The organism is Luteipulveratus flavus (assembly GCF_029439465.1).
Classification (GTDB): Bacteria; Actinomycetota; Actinomycetes; order Actinomycetales; family Dermatophilaceae; genus Luteipulveratus; species Luteipulveratus flavus.
The window spans coordinates 12,328-27,853 of sequence record NZ_JAROAV010000020.1 but is presented as its reverse complement, the minus strand read 5'-3'; the positions used below and the strand labels follow the sequence as shown (position 1 = coordinate 27,853).

General features: G+C 71.7%; 12 protein-coding genes. 7 read left to right on the top strand and 5 right to left on the bottom strand.

Translation table 11 applies throughout. The features are described 5' to 3' along the window. Nucleotides 1–299 precede the first annotated feature (299 nt). Nucleotides 300–1,907, top strand: a complete 1,608-nt coding sequence (locus P4R38_RS05425; RefSeq protein WP_277191349.1) for a reprolysin-like metallopeptidase — start codon at nucleotides 300–302, stop codon at nucleotides 1,905–1,907. 150 nt (nucleotides 1,908–2,057) lie between these two features. Continuing rightward, nucleotides 2,058–2,618 (top strand): DUF2231 domain-containing protein, encoded by a 561-nt coding sequence (locus tag P4R38_RS05420; RefSeq protein ID WP_277191348.1) that lies wholly within the window; start codon nucleotides 2,058–2,060, stop codon nucleotides 2,616–2,618. Nucleotides 2,619–2,628: 10 nt separating this feature from the next. On the opposite strand, the gene P4R38_RS05415 is transcribed toward P4R38_RS05420, so the two are convergent. Together P4R38_RS05415 and P4R38_RS05410 are read right to left on the bottom strand one after the other, a co-directional pair. After that, nucleotides 2,629–3,507: an aldo/keto reductase gene (locus P4R38_RS05415; RefSeq protein WP_277191347.1), complete on the bottom strand. Its 879-nt coding sequence runs from the start codon at nucleotides 3,505–3,507 to the stop codon at nucleotides 2,629–2,631. A 32-nt stretch (nucleotides 3,508–3,539) separates the two neighbouring features. Continuing rightward, entirely contained in the window at nucleotides 3,540–4,424 is an 885-nt protein-coding gene (locus P4R38_RS05410; protein WP_277191346.1) for an LLM class flavin-dependent oxidoreductase, read from the bottom strand. Nucleotides 4,425–4,509: 85 nt separating this feature from the next. Between P4R38_RS05410 and pyrE the strand changes: the two genes are divergently transcribed. Beyond that, on the top strand, nucleotides 4,510–5,046 hold the full coding sequence (gene pyrE / locus P4R38_RS05405) for an orotate phosphoribosyltransferase (RefSeq protein WP_277191345.1): 537 nt from the start codon (nucleotides 4,510–4,512) through the stop codon (nucleotides 5,044–5,046). 18 nt (nucleotides 5,047–5,064) lie between these two features. On the opposite strand, the gene P4R38_RS05400 is transcribed toward pyrE, so the two are convergent. Both P4R38_RS05400 and P4R38_RS05395 read right to left on the bottom strand, forming a co-directional pair. Further along, on the bottom strand, nucleotides 5,065–7,950 hold the full coding sequence (locus P4R38_RS05400) for a hypothetical protein (RefSeq protein WP_277191344.1): 2,886 nt from the start codon (nucleotides 7,948–7,950) through the stop codon (nucleotides 5,065–5,067). Beyond that, nucleotides 7,947–9,728, bottom strand: coding sequence for an HSP90 family protein (locus P4R38_RS05395; protein ID WP_277191343.1), 1,782 nt, complete (start codon nucleotides 9,726–9,728; stop codon nucleotides 7,947–7,949). Before P4R38_RS05395 ends, P4R38_RS05400 begins: the two co-directional genes overlap by 4 nt. A 119-nt stretch (nucleotides 9,729–9,847) precedes the next feature. Here P4R38_RS05395 and rsgA point away from each other — a divergent pair, with 119 nt between their 5' ends. Both rsgA and P4R38_RS05385 read left to right on the top strand, forming a co-directional pair. Further along, the gene (rsgA, locus tag P4R38_RS05390) at nucleotides 9,848–10,906 is read left to right on the top strand and encodes a ribosome small subunit-dependent GTPase A (RefSeq protein ID WP_277191342.1); all 1,059 of its coding nucleotides are present in this window, start codon (nucleotides 9,848–9,850) and stop codon (nucleotides 10,904–10,906) included. A gap of 162 nt (nucleotides 10,907–11,068) precedes the next feature. Further along, nucleotides 11,069–13,600 carry a S53 family peptidase gene (locus tag P4R38_RS05385; RefSeq protein ID WP_277191341.1) on the top strand — a complete coding sequence of 844 codons (2,532 nt, stop codon included), beginning with the start codon at nucleotides 11,069–11,071 and terminating at the stop codon, nucleotides 13,598–13,600. A gap of 162 nt (nucleotides 13,601–13,762) precedes the next feature. Here the strand turns inward: P4R38_RS05385 and P4R38_RS05380 are convergent, their stop codons facing one another. Beyond that, nucleotides 13,763–14,515, bottom strand: a complete 753-nt coding sequence (locus P4R38_RS05380; protein WP_277191340.1) for a helix-turn-helix transcriptional regulator — start codon at nucleotides 14,513–14,515, stop codon at nucleotides 13,763–13,765. Between the two features lie 113 nt (nucleotides 14,516–14,628). Here P4R38_RS05380 and P4R38_RS05375 point away from each other — a divergent pair, with 113 nt between their 5' ends. Both P4R38_RS05375 and P4R38_RS05370 read left to right on the top strand, forming a co-directional pair. Next, complete coding sequence (locus P4R38_RS05375) at nucleotides 14,629–14,979, top strand: DUF1330 domain-containing protein (protein WP_277191339.1); 351 nt, start codon at nucleotides 14,629–14,631, stop codon at nucleotides 14,977–14,979. Between the two features lie 223 nt (nucleotides 14,980–15,202). Then, entirely contained in the window at nucleotides 15,203–15,523 is a 321-nt protein-coding gene (locus tag P4R38_RS05370) for a metal-sensitive transcriptional regulator (RefSeq protein ID WP_277191338.1), read from the top strand. Nucleotides 15,524–15,526: the final 3 nt, after the last annotated feature.

The following is a 15,526-nucleotide window of genomic DNA, read 5'->3' as shown; positions in this document are numbered from 1 at the left end:
GGTTGAGCCGAGCGAGCGCCCCAGCCTCCGCTGGTTGAGCCGAGCGAGCGCCCCAGCGCGAGCGCGAGTCGAAACCCGGTGACGGGCGGGGAGAGTCTGCGGGCTACCTCACCTGGTTTCGACTCGGACTCGGCTGGCGCCTCGTCCGGCTCAACCAACGGGGCGGCCGGCTCAACCCACGGAGTGGGTGGCGTGAACGTTCCGCGGAGCGGGGGCGGTCGACAACGGAACGTCCTGATCCGTACCGGAACCGGTATGCGGAGAGCCTCTCCGGCGCAGGCGGCGCTTACGTTCGGCGCGTGAAGAAGCCCTCCTCCCGCACAGCTCTCGTTGCGCTCGGCGTGGCCGCTCTCGGCCTCAGCGGTGCTGTGACGATCGGCGCAGCAGCCTCCGAGCTGCCGTCCGGTGGTGCGACGTCGTCACACGTCACCATCAACGATCACGCCCTCCGCCAGAAGATCGACGCCCCCTCCGTCAACGCCCCCAGGGGCAGCAACCCCACCTCGCGCCCGGCCCTCGCTCCCACCAGCGTCCCGACCCGATCGACGTCGGAGTCGTCCGTGCACACCCACGCCGACGGCACGTCCCACGTGCACAAGGCACCGCGGACCCTGCCGAAGGACGACCGGTCCAAGGGCCAGGTGTACGACGGCCTGGCGGTCGCCAAGAGTGGCGGCTGCAAGGGCGTCTACCAGGTCAAGGCTCACCCGACGAAGTGCTCGCACGGGCCGGACCCGGTGTGGCCGGGCTACTCCATGAGCAAGCAGGTCGCGCCGCTGACCCAGCAGCAGCTCCAGCAGAGCACCCTGGCCGGCGACGCCCAGTGCTTCGGCACCGGCACCGACGGGCCCCGCGTCCAGGTGCTGTACGTCTACTCCGGCACCAACCGGTTCGACCAGTACAAGTCGTCGTTCCAGCAGTGGGCGCTCGGCATGGACAAGATCTACGACGACAGCGCCGCCAAGACCGGCGGCATCCGGCACATCCGGTTCGTCACGGACAGCCAGTGCATCCCGACTGTCATCCCCGTGCAGGTCAGCAGCTCGGCCCTGTCCGACTTCGGCTCGATGATGTCCGCGCTGCAGCAGCAGGGCTACACCCGCCAGGACCGCAAGTACACCGTCTTCGGTGACGCCAACGTCTACTGCGGCATCGGCGAGTTCACCGGCGACAGCCGCAAGACGTCCAGCAACCAGAGCAACTACGGGCCCTCGTTCGCGCGCACGGACGCCAACTGCTGGGGCTCGGAGGTGATCGCGCACGAGCTCGGACACAACCTCGGTGCGGTGAACAACAACGCGCCCAACTCCTCCGGCGGCGCGCACTGCACCGACGAGTACGACGTCATGTGCTACTCCGACAGCCCGTACTACCCGCAGATGCGCTACATCTGCACCAACCAGGCGAACGACGCCCTGCTGGACTGCGGCAACAACGACTACTTCCACTCCAACCCGACGTCGGGCTACCTCGCCCAGTACTGGAACATGGCCGACTCGGTCTTCCTGGAGAAGCAGGACGGCGGCGGCTCGCCCAACCCGACCCCCACGCCGACCTCGACCAGCACGTCGCCCAGCCCGACGTCGACATCCGGCGGCTGCACGTACCCGACCACGGCCAGCAGCTCGCTGTCGGCCGGCGCCGTCGCGATCGTCCCGAGCAACAGCTACTACTACTCCGGCGGCTCCGGGACGCACGCGTCCTGCCTGACCGGCCCGTCCGGCAGCGACTTCGACCTCTACTTCCAGAAGTGGAACGGCTCGCAGTGGGTGACGGTGGCGAGCAGCACCGGTGAGACCAGCTCGGAGAAGGTGTCCTACAACGGCACCGCCGGCTACTACCGCTGGTACATCTACGCGTACTCCGGCTCCGGCTCGTACACGCTGAAGTACGGCAAGCCGGCCTGACCGCACCCGTCGACCCGGCTGAGCCCCTCCGTTGCGCGAAGGAGGGGCTCAGCGCGTCCCGGGCAGCGCGTCCCCGTAGATGGCGGACCCGAGCCCTATGGTTCGAGGACAGGCGGCCTCTGCGCCGCGTACGGCCACGAAAGGGACTCCGTGTTCGACAAGGCCTTCGGACTTCCGGTGCACGTGCTCATCGTCCACGCGGTCGTCGTCCTCGGACCGATCGCGGCGCTGCTCGCCATCGCGTACGCCGTTCGCCCCGCCTGGCGTCTCGCCCTGCGGTGGCCGCTCGTCCTCACCGCCCCGGCCACCGGGGTCGCCTCGTTCGTCGCCGCCGAGAGCGGCGAGAAGCTCGAGGAGCGCGTGCTCAGTGGCGGGGCGGGAGACTCGGCGAACGCGCGGCTCATCCACGACCACACCGAGGCCGGCGACCTGATGAAGATCGTGGGCCTGGTCTTCATGGTCGTGGCGCTCGCGGCGGTCTTCTGGCTGCTGCGGCCCCCGGCCCGCCTGCCGCGGGTGCGCGACGACGCGACCGCGACGGGCGAGGGCCCGACGGGCGAGGGTGCGACGGTGGTGAGGCAGAGCGGCGGCGTCCTGTCGACGATCGCGGCCGTGCTCCTCGTCCTCGTCAGCCTCGGCACGCTCTACCAGGTCGTCATCACCGGGCACTCGGGCTCGAAGGCCTCCTGGTCCGAGGTCACGAAGTCCTGAGCAGGCCCGGTCACGCCTCCGGGATGTCCCTCCCGAACGCGGCGATCGTGACGGCCTCGGGTTCGGGCCCACCGCGGACGCCGGTGTCGAGACCGTCGATGGCGCGCAGCTGGTCCGGCGTCAGAGTGAAGTCGAAGACGTCGATGTTCTCGGCGATGCGGGACGGCTTGGTCGACTTAGGAATGACCTGACGGCCCTGCTGCAGGTGCCAGCGCAGCATGACCTGGGCGGGGCTCTTGCCGTGGGCGGTCGCGATCTCGGTGATCGTCGGGTCCTGCAGGGTGCTGGTGTGCTCACCCTCCCGGTAGAACGTGATCCCGCCGATCGGTGACCACGCCTGGGTGAGGATCCCGTGCTTCGCACCGAGCTCTTGCACGTCACGCTGCGCGAAGTACGGGTGCACCTCGATCTGGTTGACCGCCGGCACGACCTTCGCGCTGTCGAGCAGGCGGGTGAGGTGCTCGACCATGAAGTTGCTGACCCCGATCGAGCGCACCTTGCCGTCCGCCAGCAGCGTCTCCAGCGCCCGGTACGCCTCCGTCGTCCGGTCGAACTCCGAGGGCAGCGCCTGGTGCAGGATCAGCAGGTCGATCTGGTCGACGCCCAGCTTGCCGGCACTCTTGTCGAACGCGTGCAGGGTCTGGTCGTACCCGAAGTCGCTGATCCAGACCTTGGTCTCCAGGAACACCTCCGACCGGTCGGTGCCGGAGGCGCGGACCGCCTCCCCGACCTCGCGCTCGTTGCCGTACGCCGCCGCGGTGTCGATGTGCCGGTAGCCGGCCTCGAGCGCGGACGCGACGGCCGCGGCGGTCTCCTCGGGAGGCGACTGGAACACGCCCAGCCCGAGTGCCGGGATGACGACCTGGTTGTTCAGGGTGAAGGTGTCCATCTCTCTCCTCATGAATCTGCGGGTGGTGCGGATCAGTGACTCGCCCGTTCCTGGGCGACCAGGTCACGGACGCCTGGGGCCACCTCACGGGCTAGCCGACGCACGTCGTCCGGGTCGTCCAGCCCGAGGACGAAGGTCGACATCCCGTCCTCGATCGCCAGCTCGGCGAGCTGCTCGACCCAGTCCTGCGGGGTCCCCTTGAACGGCTCGGGGCTGGTGCCGAACTCGCCCATCAGGTTGTACCAGCGGACGATGTCCCCCGGGTCGCGGCCGGCGTCTTGGGCGGCGTCGTCGATGCGGGCGTTCATGTCCGCGAGCACCGACGGATCCGCGTACCCCGAGGTCGGCAGCCAGGCATCGGCGAGGCGACCGGTGACGCCGAGCATGCGCGGACCGTACGAGCCGATCGCGACGGGGATCGGGTGCGCCGGCATCGGCCCACCGTGCAGGCCCGGCACCCGGTAGTGCTCGCCTTCGACGGTGATGCGCTCGCCGGACCACACGCCCCGGATGATCTCGACCGCCTCGACCAGCGCGTCGACGGCCTCCTTGGGCGTACGCCGCTCGCCACCGGCCTTGACGATGCCGTCCCAGTACGCGCCCGTACCGAGGCCGAGCTCGACCCGGCCGTCGCTGATCAGGTCCAGCGTCGCTGCCGCCTTGGCCAGCACCACCGGCGGTCGCAGCGGCAACGACACCACGTCCGGCGCGACGTGGATCTGCCCGGTGCGGGCGGCGATCGCGCAGAGGGTCGTCCAGGTGTCGGCGTGCGCGGCGAGGTATGGATGGTCCTGGACGGCGACCAGGTCCAGGCCCTCGCGGTCGGCCAGCGCGGCGAGGTCGAGCGTCCGTGGGAGGTTCGCCGCGGCCGGGGAGGGGAAGATCCCGAAGCGCAGGTCGTGTCCGTAGTCGGCCATACCGCCACCCTCCTCGGTGCCGGCCGCCCGGTCCACCGTTGTCAGCGGGTCGGCCCAGGCCTGGAGACCGGCATGATGGCTGCCTGTGACCACCGACCTCCTCGCCCTCGCCCGCGACATCGACACCACCTGCCGGCTGCAGGGAGAGTTCCTCCTACGCTCCGGCAAGGTCAGCGACGAGTACTTCGACAAGTACCTCTTCGAGGGTGATCCGGCGCTGCTGCGTCGCGTCGCCACCGCGATGGTCGACCTCCTGCCCGAGGACACGCAGGTCCTCGGTGGGCTGGAGCTCGGCGGTGTGCCGATCGCGACGATGCTGTCGAGCCTGACCGGGCTGCCTGCGGTCTTCGTCCGCAAGCAGGCGAAGGAGTACGGCACCCGCCGGCTGGCCGAGGGCGGCGACGTCGACGGTCGGGTCGTCACCCTGGTCGAGGACATCGTCACCACCGGCGGTGCCGTGCACGACGCCGCGATCGCGTTGCGGGAGCGCGGTGCTCAGGTCTCGACGGTCGTGTGCGCGATCGACCGCAGCGCACCCGGCGACAGCGTCCTTCCCTCGATCCACGTGGCAACCCGCTCAGTCCTGACCAAGGCCGACCTCGACGCCTCCGCGGTCGGCTGAGTCGTCGCGGGCCTGGGCTCAGTCGCCGGCGCTCTCGCCTCGCTCCCACCAGGTGTCGGCCTCATCGTCCCGACCTGCTCGCGCGAGCGCGTTGCACAGCGCGGGCAGCGTCTGGCTCCGCGCCCCCTGCAACCGGTGCGCGGACAGCTGGGGCCAGATGTCGGTCATGGTGGCGACGGCGCGGTCCACCTGGTCGTCGTCGGCGAGGAAGCGCACCAGGTTCGCGGTGGCGAGGAGCCGGTCCTCGTCGTCGACCGCCGCGTCGATGGCTGATCGGGCTCGCACCACGGCGGCGCCCGGGTCGTCGCCCGTCGCGAGGAAGTTGGCGCCCTGGAGGAGGATGCCCGAGCGCTGTGCGGTCAGGTCGATGTCGTCGTGGCCGTGCTCCTTCGCCAGCGCGATCGTCGCCTCCTCGGCGCCGTCGAGCTCCTCCAGCCCGGCCTGGACGTCGCCGGCGGTGGCCACGACGCCGGCGTGGTCCCGGGTGGCGCTGAGGAACAGCCCCAGGTCGCCCAGCTCACGGCCGAGGTCCCTCGCACGAGCGTGATGGGCCTCGGCGGCGTCGAGGTCGCCCGCGTCCCAGGCCGCGTCCCCCGCACGGAACTGCAGCTCCCCGCTCGCCTCGAGCAGACCGGCCGCCTCGTACGCGGTCGCGGCGGTCGCGTACGCCGAGCGGGCTCCGCCGTGGTCGCCGAGCTGCCGGAGCGCGTGCCCCAGCTGGTCGGCGGTGCTCCCGACCAGCTGGGGGTGATCGCGAGGCTCCAGCTCGGGGAGCGCCGCCTCGAACAGCTCCGCCGCCGTCAACGGCTCGCCGGTCCGGAGCGCGGCGATGCCCGCCAGGCGCTGGGCGAGGGCTAGCAGGTGCGCCTCGCCGAGCTCGTCCGCGGCGGTGAGCAGCACGCGAGCCTGCGCTGACAGCGCCGTGAAGTCCTGCGCGTCGATGAGCACGTCCGCGAGCACCAGGCGCCGGTGAACCGTCGGCCGTACGTCGTCACCCGCGTCCTCGTCGACGCTGGACTCGATGAGCTTGCGGGCCGTGTCGGTGTCGCCCTCGGACCAGGCGAGCCGACCGCGCTGGAAGGAGGTCTCCCGGCCGAGCAGCCAGTGGTCGCGCACGCCCGGCAGCTCCTCGGCACGGTCGAGGTCGGCCGTCGCGGCACGCGGGTCCGTCGCGACGAGCTGCGCTGCCCTCGTCATGAGCAGCCGGCCCAGCATGAGGGGGACGTCCTGGTCGGTGAGCAGGTCGACCGCGCGGGCGTAGTCCGAAGCCGGGTCGGAGGCCACGTCGCTCCCGGCGATGGACGCCCAGGCGTACCCGGCCTCCCGCCGCTCGCCCGCCTCGGCGAGTCCGTCCGCGAGATCGCGAGCCTCACCGATCGTGCGCTCACGGACCTCGCCCTCCTCGGAACCGGCACGCTGCAGCAGCGCGGCAATGTCCACCCGGGTCACCTGCACCTCATCGCCGGCGCGTACGGCGGCCTCACGGGCCGACGTCAGCAGCTCGTCGGCGTTCGCCCCGGCCGTACCGGAGGCGGCCCGGTCCAGGCGGGAGACCGCGAGCCAGCCCTCGTCCGTCACCTCGGTCAGCAGGTCGCCGCGGTGGGCGAGCCAGGCGTCGAGCGACCCCGTGATGCCCGGGTCCAGCTCGTCCATCTGCCGCTCGAGAACGGCCCAGTGCTCGACGATGCCGGTCGGTCGCGCCGGACGCGTCTGCCTCGAACCGCGAAGCCCGCTCCTCGACTCATCCGCCGCCACCGGGTGGCGGTCGGTCGAGGACGCGTCGGACGAGGACGCGCCCGTCCGGTCGTGGATCCGCAGCGGCGGAAGGGTCGGCGTGACCGGCACCTGGTCGAGGTCGAGCCACGCCGCGATCGACCGAGTGGTGCCCTCGTTGCCGTTGCGCCGGTCGAAGGCCGCGGCGATGCGCGCTGCCTCTGCGGCGAGCTCGTCAGCGACCTGTGCGACCGGGCGCCCATCCACCTGCTCCGGCGCGATACCCGCCGCGATAGCGGAGCGCAGGGTCAGGGCCGCTGCCGCGACGAAGCGCATCCGCTCCTCCGGGAGGGGGAGCTCGTCGTGCCACGCGAGGCGTGGGAGCAGCGCGTCGAGGGCGCGGTCGGTGTTGCCGAGACGGACGAGGACCACGAGGTGGCGCGCCACGGCGGTGGCCAGCTCGGGCCGGTCCCGGCTGGGCCGCCAGCCGCGTCGGTGCATGCGGACCGCGGTGTCGGCGTCACCGGTCTCGAGACTGAGCAGGGCGTGCAGGGCGAGGGAGCGCTCCGGCTCCTCCTCACAGCTGAGGCCCCCGTCGACGACCGGCTCCAGGACCTCGAGCGCGGCCGCGGGATCGAACGGGGCCAACCAGGAGGCCATCCCGCTGGGCTCGCACGCCTCGCAGTCGCTCATCTCGTCCCGGGACTCGGCCCGCATCAACGTGATCCGGCGGCGTACCTCCGCGCCGTCCTGCCGCTCCTGAGCGAGATGGGCGAGGGCGTCGTGGAGCGGTCGCGCCCGGAAGCCGTACCGGTCCAGCAGCCGCCCGAAGTCCTCCACGGCCTCCTCGATGGTCGTGAGCTCGACCTCCGGCATCTGCAACATCCTGGAGAGCGCCCACTTCAACCGCCACATGATGTTGCGGATGTCGGCCTCGTCCACGTCGGCAGGGCGCTCGAGCGCGGCCCGCAGCCACGTGTAGTGGGTGAGCTCGGACGGGTCGCTCGGCACGTAGTAGAGGGCCTGGCTCAGGTTGAGCCGAGCGGCCAGCTCCTCGGCGAACCGGCCGGTCCGTTGCGCCGCGCGCAGCGCGTCCTCGGACTGCCGGACCTGGGCAGTGCCGTGCGGCAGGTCCTCGATCGCGGCAACCCGGCGCCGGAACTCGGGGTCGACGCGGTCCCAGACGGTCATGCGGGGTCTCCTGCCGTGCGGTTGATGGCCAGATCGATGAGGTTCGGCAGAGCGCGGGCCACGAGGGCGCTGTCGAACGGCCGCAGCGGATGCTGGCCGGCGTACAGGGCTTGGGCGTACAGGGCTTCGACGGCCGCTCGTTGGAGGTCCTCGTCGCCGAGGTCGACGAGCCGGCGCAGAGCCGGGTTACGGGCGTTCAGCACGAACGTCGGGAGGTCCTGCGGACGGTCCTGGGTCGCCAGGGCGGCGGCCCAGGGCCCGCTGGAGCGGTCGAGGACCACGGCTCGGTCGAGCTGCTGGTCAGCCGCCCGGTTGGACAGCAGGACGGCCTGCAACCGCGTGGGCGAGAAGCCACGGGCCACCGGCCGGCAGCCGGCCCGCGCCAGGACCTGGTGGGCCATGTCGAGCAGCGCGGCGAACCGGTCCTCCTCCTGCGGTTCGAGCTCGGTGAACTCGGTCGTCAGGTCGCTCGGAGCCAGGTGGCGGCCCTCGACATCGGGCTGTCGCGCGAGCCACCGCGCGAGGATCCGGTCGTCGTAGGCGTACCCGGCGTTGAGGACGGTCAGGTCCTGCGCCCGCGCGATCGGCGCCACCTGATGGAAGTCCTCGACCGAGGTCACGTACGTCAGCACCCGCTCGACCTGGGCCACATCGGCGAGGGTCGACCGCCCGGTGGACGTCTCCCACTCGAACAGGTCGACGAGGATGTCGAGCATGGCGTCGTCCTGCAGGGCCATCGCCTTGACGGCGAGGTGATGCTCGGCAAAGAACACCCGGGCACGCTCGGGATCCCGCTGGACCAGATCCAGCAGCCAGTCGCGCAGCTGCGCGCCGATCCGGTCCCTGGTCTCCTCGAGCACCTCGTCCTCGTGCAGGGACTCCCGCGATGCGGTGAGCCGCAGGTGGTCGGTGTCGACGACGGTCCGGACGAAGAACGCCCACTCGGGCAGGACGCCGGCGTCGGAGTCACCGACCAGCATCCGCTTGGCGTACACCCGGTGTCGGCCACGCGGGGCGCCACCGCTCGGGAGCACCCAGGCGACGCCGTCCAGTCCGGCTGCCGGCTCCGAGAGCCTGATCGAGTCCAGCGGACGAAAGCCCAGCTCCGCCTCGCACCGGTCGGCGAGGGCGTCGTCGCTCTCCCAGGGGAACGCCTGGCCGGCCACCTCGACCGGCCCGTCCGTCGTGACGACGACCAGCTCGACGGGCAGGTGGGAGGCGAACTGCCGCGCCAGCTCCAGGACCGCCTCGGTCTCGAGCAGCCCGCGGTCGCCGGAGCGCCCCGCGAGCACGACCTCGGTGCCGACCTCCCGACGCTCCCGGTCGGCCGGGCGCACGGCGTACGTACCGTCGGCGCTGCCGTTCCACTCCAGGGTCGGGCGGCCCTCGGCCCGGGTCAGCAGCCGGATCTCGTCGCTGACCAGGAAGCAGGACAGCAACCCGATGCCGAACTGCCCGAGGAACGACTCACGCGCGAAGCCCAGGTCGTCGCGCTTGGTCGAGCCGCCGATCGTCGCGAGCACGGTACGGATGCCGTTCTCGTCCAGGCCGATTCCGGTGTCGGTGATGTGGAGGGCACCGTCGTCCGACACGTCGGCGGGGGTGATCTCGACCCGCCGGGGCGCGTCGGGCTCCTCGGCGGTGCGGGCGGTGATGGCGTCCACCGCGTTCTGCACGAGCTCGCGCAGGTAGACGCGCGGACTGGAGTAGAGGTGGTGGGAGAGGACGTCCACGATGCCCCGGAGGTCAACGTGGAACGCCGAACGCTCGACGGTCACCGGCACATCCAACCAAGCCGGGCGGCCGTACCGGCCCCACCTGAGGAAACTCGCCGCGACGACCCGACCGCCGACAAAAACGGTGGCCCCGGGGTCGGCGGCGCTGCGAGAGTCGAGGGATGCCGAGCGACCTGAGGCCCCTGGGGTGGGACGAGGAGTGGGCGGCGGCGTTCGCGTCGTACGCCGCCGCCGGGCTGCTCCCTGCCCGCGTCGGGCGGGTCGACCGGGGTCGCCTGGAGGTGCACCTGCGCCCGTCCGAGACGGTCCACGCCGTCGCCCACCTGGAGGCGGGTGCGGCGGTCGAGGACCAGCCTGCGGTCGGGGACTGGGTGGCCGTCGACCCTCGTTCGGACGGTGCCGTCGTCACCGGTGTCCTCCCCCGCCGCACCCTCATCGTGCGCAGCTCCGCCGGCCGCCGGTCCGAGGGCCAGGCCATGGCCGCGAACGTCGACACCGTGCTGATCGCCGTCCCGCTGGAGCGCGAGGCCCGGCTCGCCCAGCTCGAACGGTTCCTCACCGTCGGCTGGGAGAGCGGCGCCCGACCGGTCGTCGTCCTCACCAAGTCCGACGTCGTCGACCACGACGAGATCGACGTCGCACTGCTGCGCGCCCGGGAGGCGGCACCCGGCGTCCAGGTCCTCGCCGTCAGCGCCGAGACCCGTACCGGTACGGACGCACTGCGCTCGGCGATCGGGGCGACCACGGCCGTGGTGGGTCAGTCCGGCGCCGGGAAGTCGACGCTGGTCAACGCGCTCGCCGGGGCCGAGGTCATGGCGACCCAGGCGACCCGACAGGACGGCAAGGGACGCCACACGACGACCGCCCGCGAGCTGATCCCGCTGCCGAGCGGAGGAGTTCTCATCGACACTCCTGGGCTGCGAGGGATCGGCGTCCATGACGCGAGTGACGGTGTCGCACAGAGCTTTTCGGACATCGAGGCGCTCGCCGAGGAATGTCGCTTCCGGGACTGCACGCACGAGACAGAGCCGGGCTGCGCGGTGACTGCAGCGATCGACGACGGCGCTCTCACCCGACGTCGGCTCGACAGCTACCGCAAGCAGCTGCGCGAGGTCGAGTGGGCCGGCCGCCGCAACGCCGCCGACGCCCGTGCCGCGCACGCCAAGCGCTGGGCCGAGCAGACTGCGCACGGCAAGGGGCACGGACGCGGCGTGCACTGAAAGTCGGGCCCAACCTGCCACGCCCCACCATCGTCCTGGAGTCGTACGCTCCGCCGCGCGCGGCTCAACCAGACTGCGCCACGGGGAGATTCACTGTCAGGACAGGGGTCAGCAGTGTCTTCAGCACGTTCTCGCACCACCAGAAGGTCCATTGCGACGCTGATGAGCGTCGCCGCGGTCGCCGGCTCGACCGCTCTCACGTCCGTCACTCCGACCGCGGAGGCCGCCACCTGCACCGGGCAGTGGCAGCGCGCCGAGTCGGGTCTGAGATCCGACTTCGTGCCGTGGGAGGTCAAGGCGCTCGGTCCGACCCGGGCGCTGATGGCGGGTACGACGTACCTGCCCGGCACCGAGACCGGCGGGCTCGCTTCCTGGAACGGCAGGTCGTGGTCGCTGCGTACGGTCCCCGGCATGCTGTACGCGTTCAGCGTCGAGGCTCGGGACATGAACGATGCGTGGGTCTTCGGCACGGACTCCCACAACGCCGACGTCATCCAGCACTGGGACGGCAAGGCCTGGAAGAAGGCCCCCTCCCTCGTCCCTCTGGTGGGTGAGCACGGCTCGGTGTCGAGGCTGCTGGCTCGTGGGAAGAACGACCTGTGGGCGTTCGGTCAGGTCGACAACGCCGTCGGCACAGCGGTGTTCGTCGCACACTTCGACGGCACCCGCTGGAAGCTCGTGGCCAACAACCTCGCCGACGCGACGTACGCCGGCGCGGTCGACGCGAAGATCAGCCCGAGCGGTGAGCTGTGGGTCCTGGGCGCCCAGTACGACCCGGGCGCCGACGCGATCTCGCCGTGGGCGGGCAAGCTGGTCAACGGCGCGATGAGGCGGGTCGAGGTCCCGTCCGTTCCGAAGTATCTCGACTCCCACCCCGCGTCGATGACCTGGACCCCGAGCGGCTCCATGGTCATCGCCGGCACCACTGGCGACGAGCTGGGCGGCCAGGTCTACCCGTACACCGCGACCGGCACCCCGGGCGGCTCCTGGGCGCTGAAGGCGCAGCACGCACCCGTCGCGAACAACACCACCCCCGCGGCAGTCGCGCGCATCGGGTCGACGACCTGGTCGGCCGACAGCTCCGGGCTGGTCCTCGACCGGCAGTGGACCTCGTTGTCCACGCTCGGCGCCAAGGGCTGGTCGGCTCCGCAGCAGCTGAATCAGCACCGGGACGAGCGGCCGATGAGCATGGCGGGCCTGGACAGTGGCCAGGGCTGGCTGGCGACGTGGCAGGACCGCAGCGACTCCGCGGCCGCCACGCCGCACCTGTGGAGGATCTGCGGGACGCCGAAGGCAGCGGCCGCCTCAGCGACTTCGGCGGCTTCGGCCCCTTCGGCGATCGACGACGCGGACTCGATGACGGTCGCAACGCCCGCCGCTCACCGCTCGCCGGCCACTCTCCACTCGCCGACCGGTATCACGCCGCTGACGGTCTCGCCGGCGGCTCGGCGCAGCGCGCGGGTCGCGGCACGCAAGGAGGGACGCCTGCCGGACGTCCGGACGAGCGCCTCCCCCCGCGGTGCGGCCGAGCTCTCCGGCCCTCCGGTGAGCGGCCCGACCGTGGACCGGCTCCGCAATGCCCAGCACGCATCGGCGTCCACCTCCTACGTCGCCAAGCCGGTCTGCACCTCCACCGATCCCGGTCGGCTGACCTGCCTGTCCTCCGTCCTCGCGCGGGAGTCCGGCGGTCGTGCGGTCGCAGCGGTGAGCGAGCTGCCCGCCGGGTACGGCCCGAAGGAGCTGCGCTCGGCGTACGGCCTGCCCGCCAGCGGCGGCAAGGGACGCACGATCGCGATCATCGCCGCGTACGGCTATCCCGACCTGGAGAAGGACCTCGCGACCTACCGGACGACCGCCGGACTGCCGTCCTGCACGTCCACGTCCGGCTGCCTCACCGTGATCGGTGAGAGCGGGGGCAAGGTTCCGCCGCCGGCCACCGAGGAGAACACCGGCTGGAAGCTCGAGCAGGCGCTGGACGTGCAGAGCGCCTCGGCCGCCTGCCCGGACTGCAAGCTCCTCGTCGTCCAGGCCACGGAGGCACTGGACGAGAACGTCGCGAGGGCCAACCACGCCGCCGCGACGCGCAAGCCGTTCGTGATCAGCGCCAGCCTGGGCCGCCAGGAGCAGGCCTCCGACGTGCAGAACGGGCCGGCGTACGTCCCGGCCGGCATCCCCTATCTCGCCGCCACCGGTGACGCCGGGCACGGCACCAGCTGGCCGGCCACGATCCCCTCGGTGATCGGTGTCGGCGGTACGCGCCTGATGCTGGCCCCCGGATCGCCGCTCGGCTGGCGCGAGGACGCCTGGGCACTCGGCGGCAGCGGCTGCTCGGCCGTCCAGCCGAAGCCGGTGTGGGAGCGCAAGGACCCGCTCTGCCTGAACGACAGGGCGAGCTCGGTCGACATCTCCGCGGTGGCCGACCCGGCCACCGGCGCGGGCGTGTTCTTCCGCAGCGGCGCGAAGGGTGACCAGGGCGGCTGGTACGTCGTCGGTGGCACCTCGCTGGCCTCGCCGGTCGTCGCGGGCATCTTCGCGCTGCGCGGCGCCCCGGTCTCCTCGGCGTCCCTGTGGAACGGCACCACCCGCACGCGCGACATCGTGCGCGGCTCGGACGGCTGGTGCGCACCGGCCCGCGAGTGCACCGCGTCCAAGGGGTACGACGGCGCGACCGGCTGGGGGGTCCCGAGGCCCTGACCCGGCCTGGCGCGGGGATCGGCCGTCCTCGTCGGCCCCTGCGCCGTCCGGCCAGACGACTGAGTCACCCGAATCTGACTGCCTTGCAAGCCCGTCAGATTCGGGTGACTCAGTCGTCTGTACGCCGCGTTTCGCCGGGGCTGAGCGTTGGGCGCCGGCGGGTCAGCGGGTGGCGAGGGTGCGGGTCTGCTCGTCAGCCGGGTAGAACGTCTCGATCGCCAGCTCCGACAGCGTCACCTCGTGCGGCGTACCGAACACCGTCGTGGTCGAGATGAACGAGAGCACGTCGTCGCCGACGCGCAGCCGCAGCGGGACCACCAGGTCGAGCGGTCCAGCCGGCTCGCGCCCGGGCGGGCCGAACTCCTCCAGCAGCGCCGCGAGCCGGGCGTCGGCGGACGCCTCGTACTCGCGGGCGATCCGGGCGAGCAGGTGGCCGCGCCACTGGTGGAGGTTCTGGGTCCGGGCGGCGAGCCCGTCCGGGTGCAGGGCGAGGCGGATGACGTTGACCGGAGGCTCCAGCAGGTGGGCGGCCACTCCGTCGACCAGCCGGTAGATCGCGTCGTTCGCCGTCACCAGGTCCCACCCCCGGTCCACCACCAGCGCGGGCCAGGGCTCGTGCGCGGCGAGTATCTGCTCGATGGCCCGATTCGCCTGGGCCATGGGCGGATCGGACAGGGCGTGCTCGGGGTGAGCGGGGGCGTACCCGCCGGCCAGCAGCACCGTGTTCTGCTCACGCAACGGGACCTCCAGGTGCTCGCACAGCCGCAGGATCATCGCGCTGCTCGGTCGGGACTTGCCGGTCTCCAGGAAGCTGAGGTGCCGCGCCGACACGTCCGCCACGTTGGCCAGGTCGAGCTGGGAGAGGTGGCGACGCTGGCGCCACACGCGCAGCAGGTGACCGGCGTTCTCGCTCATGGTTCGGGAGGCTAGTGCGACGCCGTACGAGGGCCATGACCCGTGAGGTCATCGACGCCCTGACATCACCGGTCGAGGCTGGACCCGTCGTCATCACCAGCCGAGGAGCAGCCATGACCACCACCCCCGCGTACGCCGTCGCCTACCTGCGCAACGTCCGGTTCGGCGAGGAGATCATCGACTACCTGAAGCGGATCGACGCGACCATGGACCCGTACGGCGGTCGCTTCCTCGCACACGTCAGCGAGCTCGTCGGCCTGGAGGGCGAGTGGGACGGTGGGGTCGTCATCATCGAGTTCCCATCGATGCGGGCCGCGCAGGACTGGTACGCCTCGCCGGAGTACGCCGCGATCCTGCCGCTGCGTACCGAGAACAGCGACTCGATCGCCGCGCTCGTCGGCGGCGTGCCGGAGGGCTACCGCGCGACCGACGGCCTCGCCACCCTGCTCGCAGCAACCCCCTGATCCTCACCCCGACCCGCTCGGCCGAGTGCGCGTGTCCTGCCTGGTCGAGTGCGCGTGTCCTGCACCGTTCACACCGGAAAACTGACAGGACGCGCGCACTCGGCCTGGCAGTCGGGGCGGGCGGGTCAGGTCGGCGGGCACGTCGCCCGGTCGTCGCGCGCCCTTGCGGAATTACCCTAGGGGGGTATGGTGTTGAGCAGAGCACCGACGAGGGAGAGCAGCGATGACCGACACCCCGGCCGCCGAGCACGAGCACGAGCACCACTACGGCTACATCACCCGCAAGGACGACTACCTCAAGCGGCTGCGCCGGATCGAGGGCCAGGCCCGCGGGCTCCAGCGGATGGTCGAGGAGGAGAAGTACTGCATCGACATCCTCACCCAGGTCAGCGCCATGACGAAGGCGCTGCAGTCGGTCTCGCTCGCGCTGCTCGAGGAGCACATGAGCCACTGCGTCGTCGACGCCGCCCGGCAGGGTGACGCCGAGGCTCAGGTCAAGATCAAAGAAGCCTCGGACGCCATTGCGCGCCTCGTCCGATCCTGAACC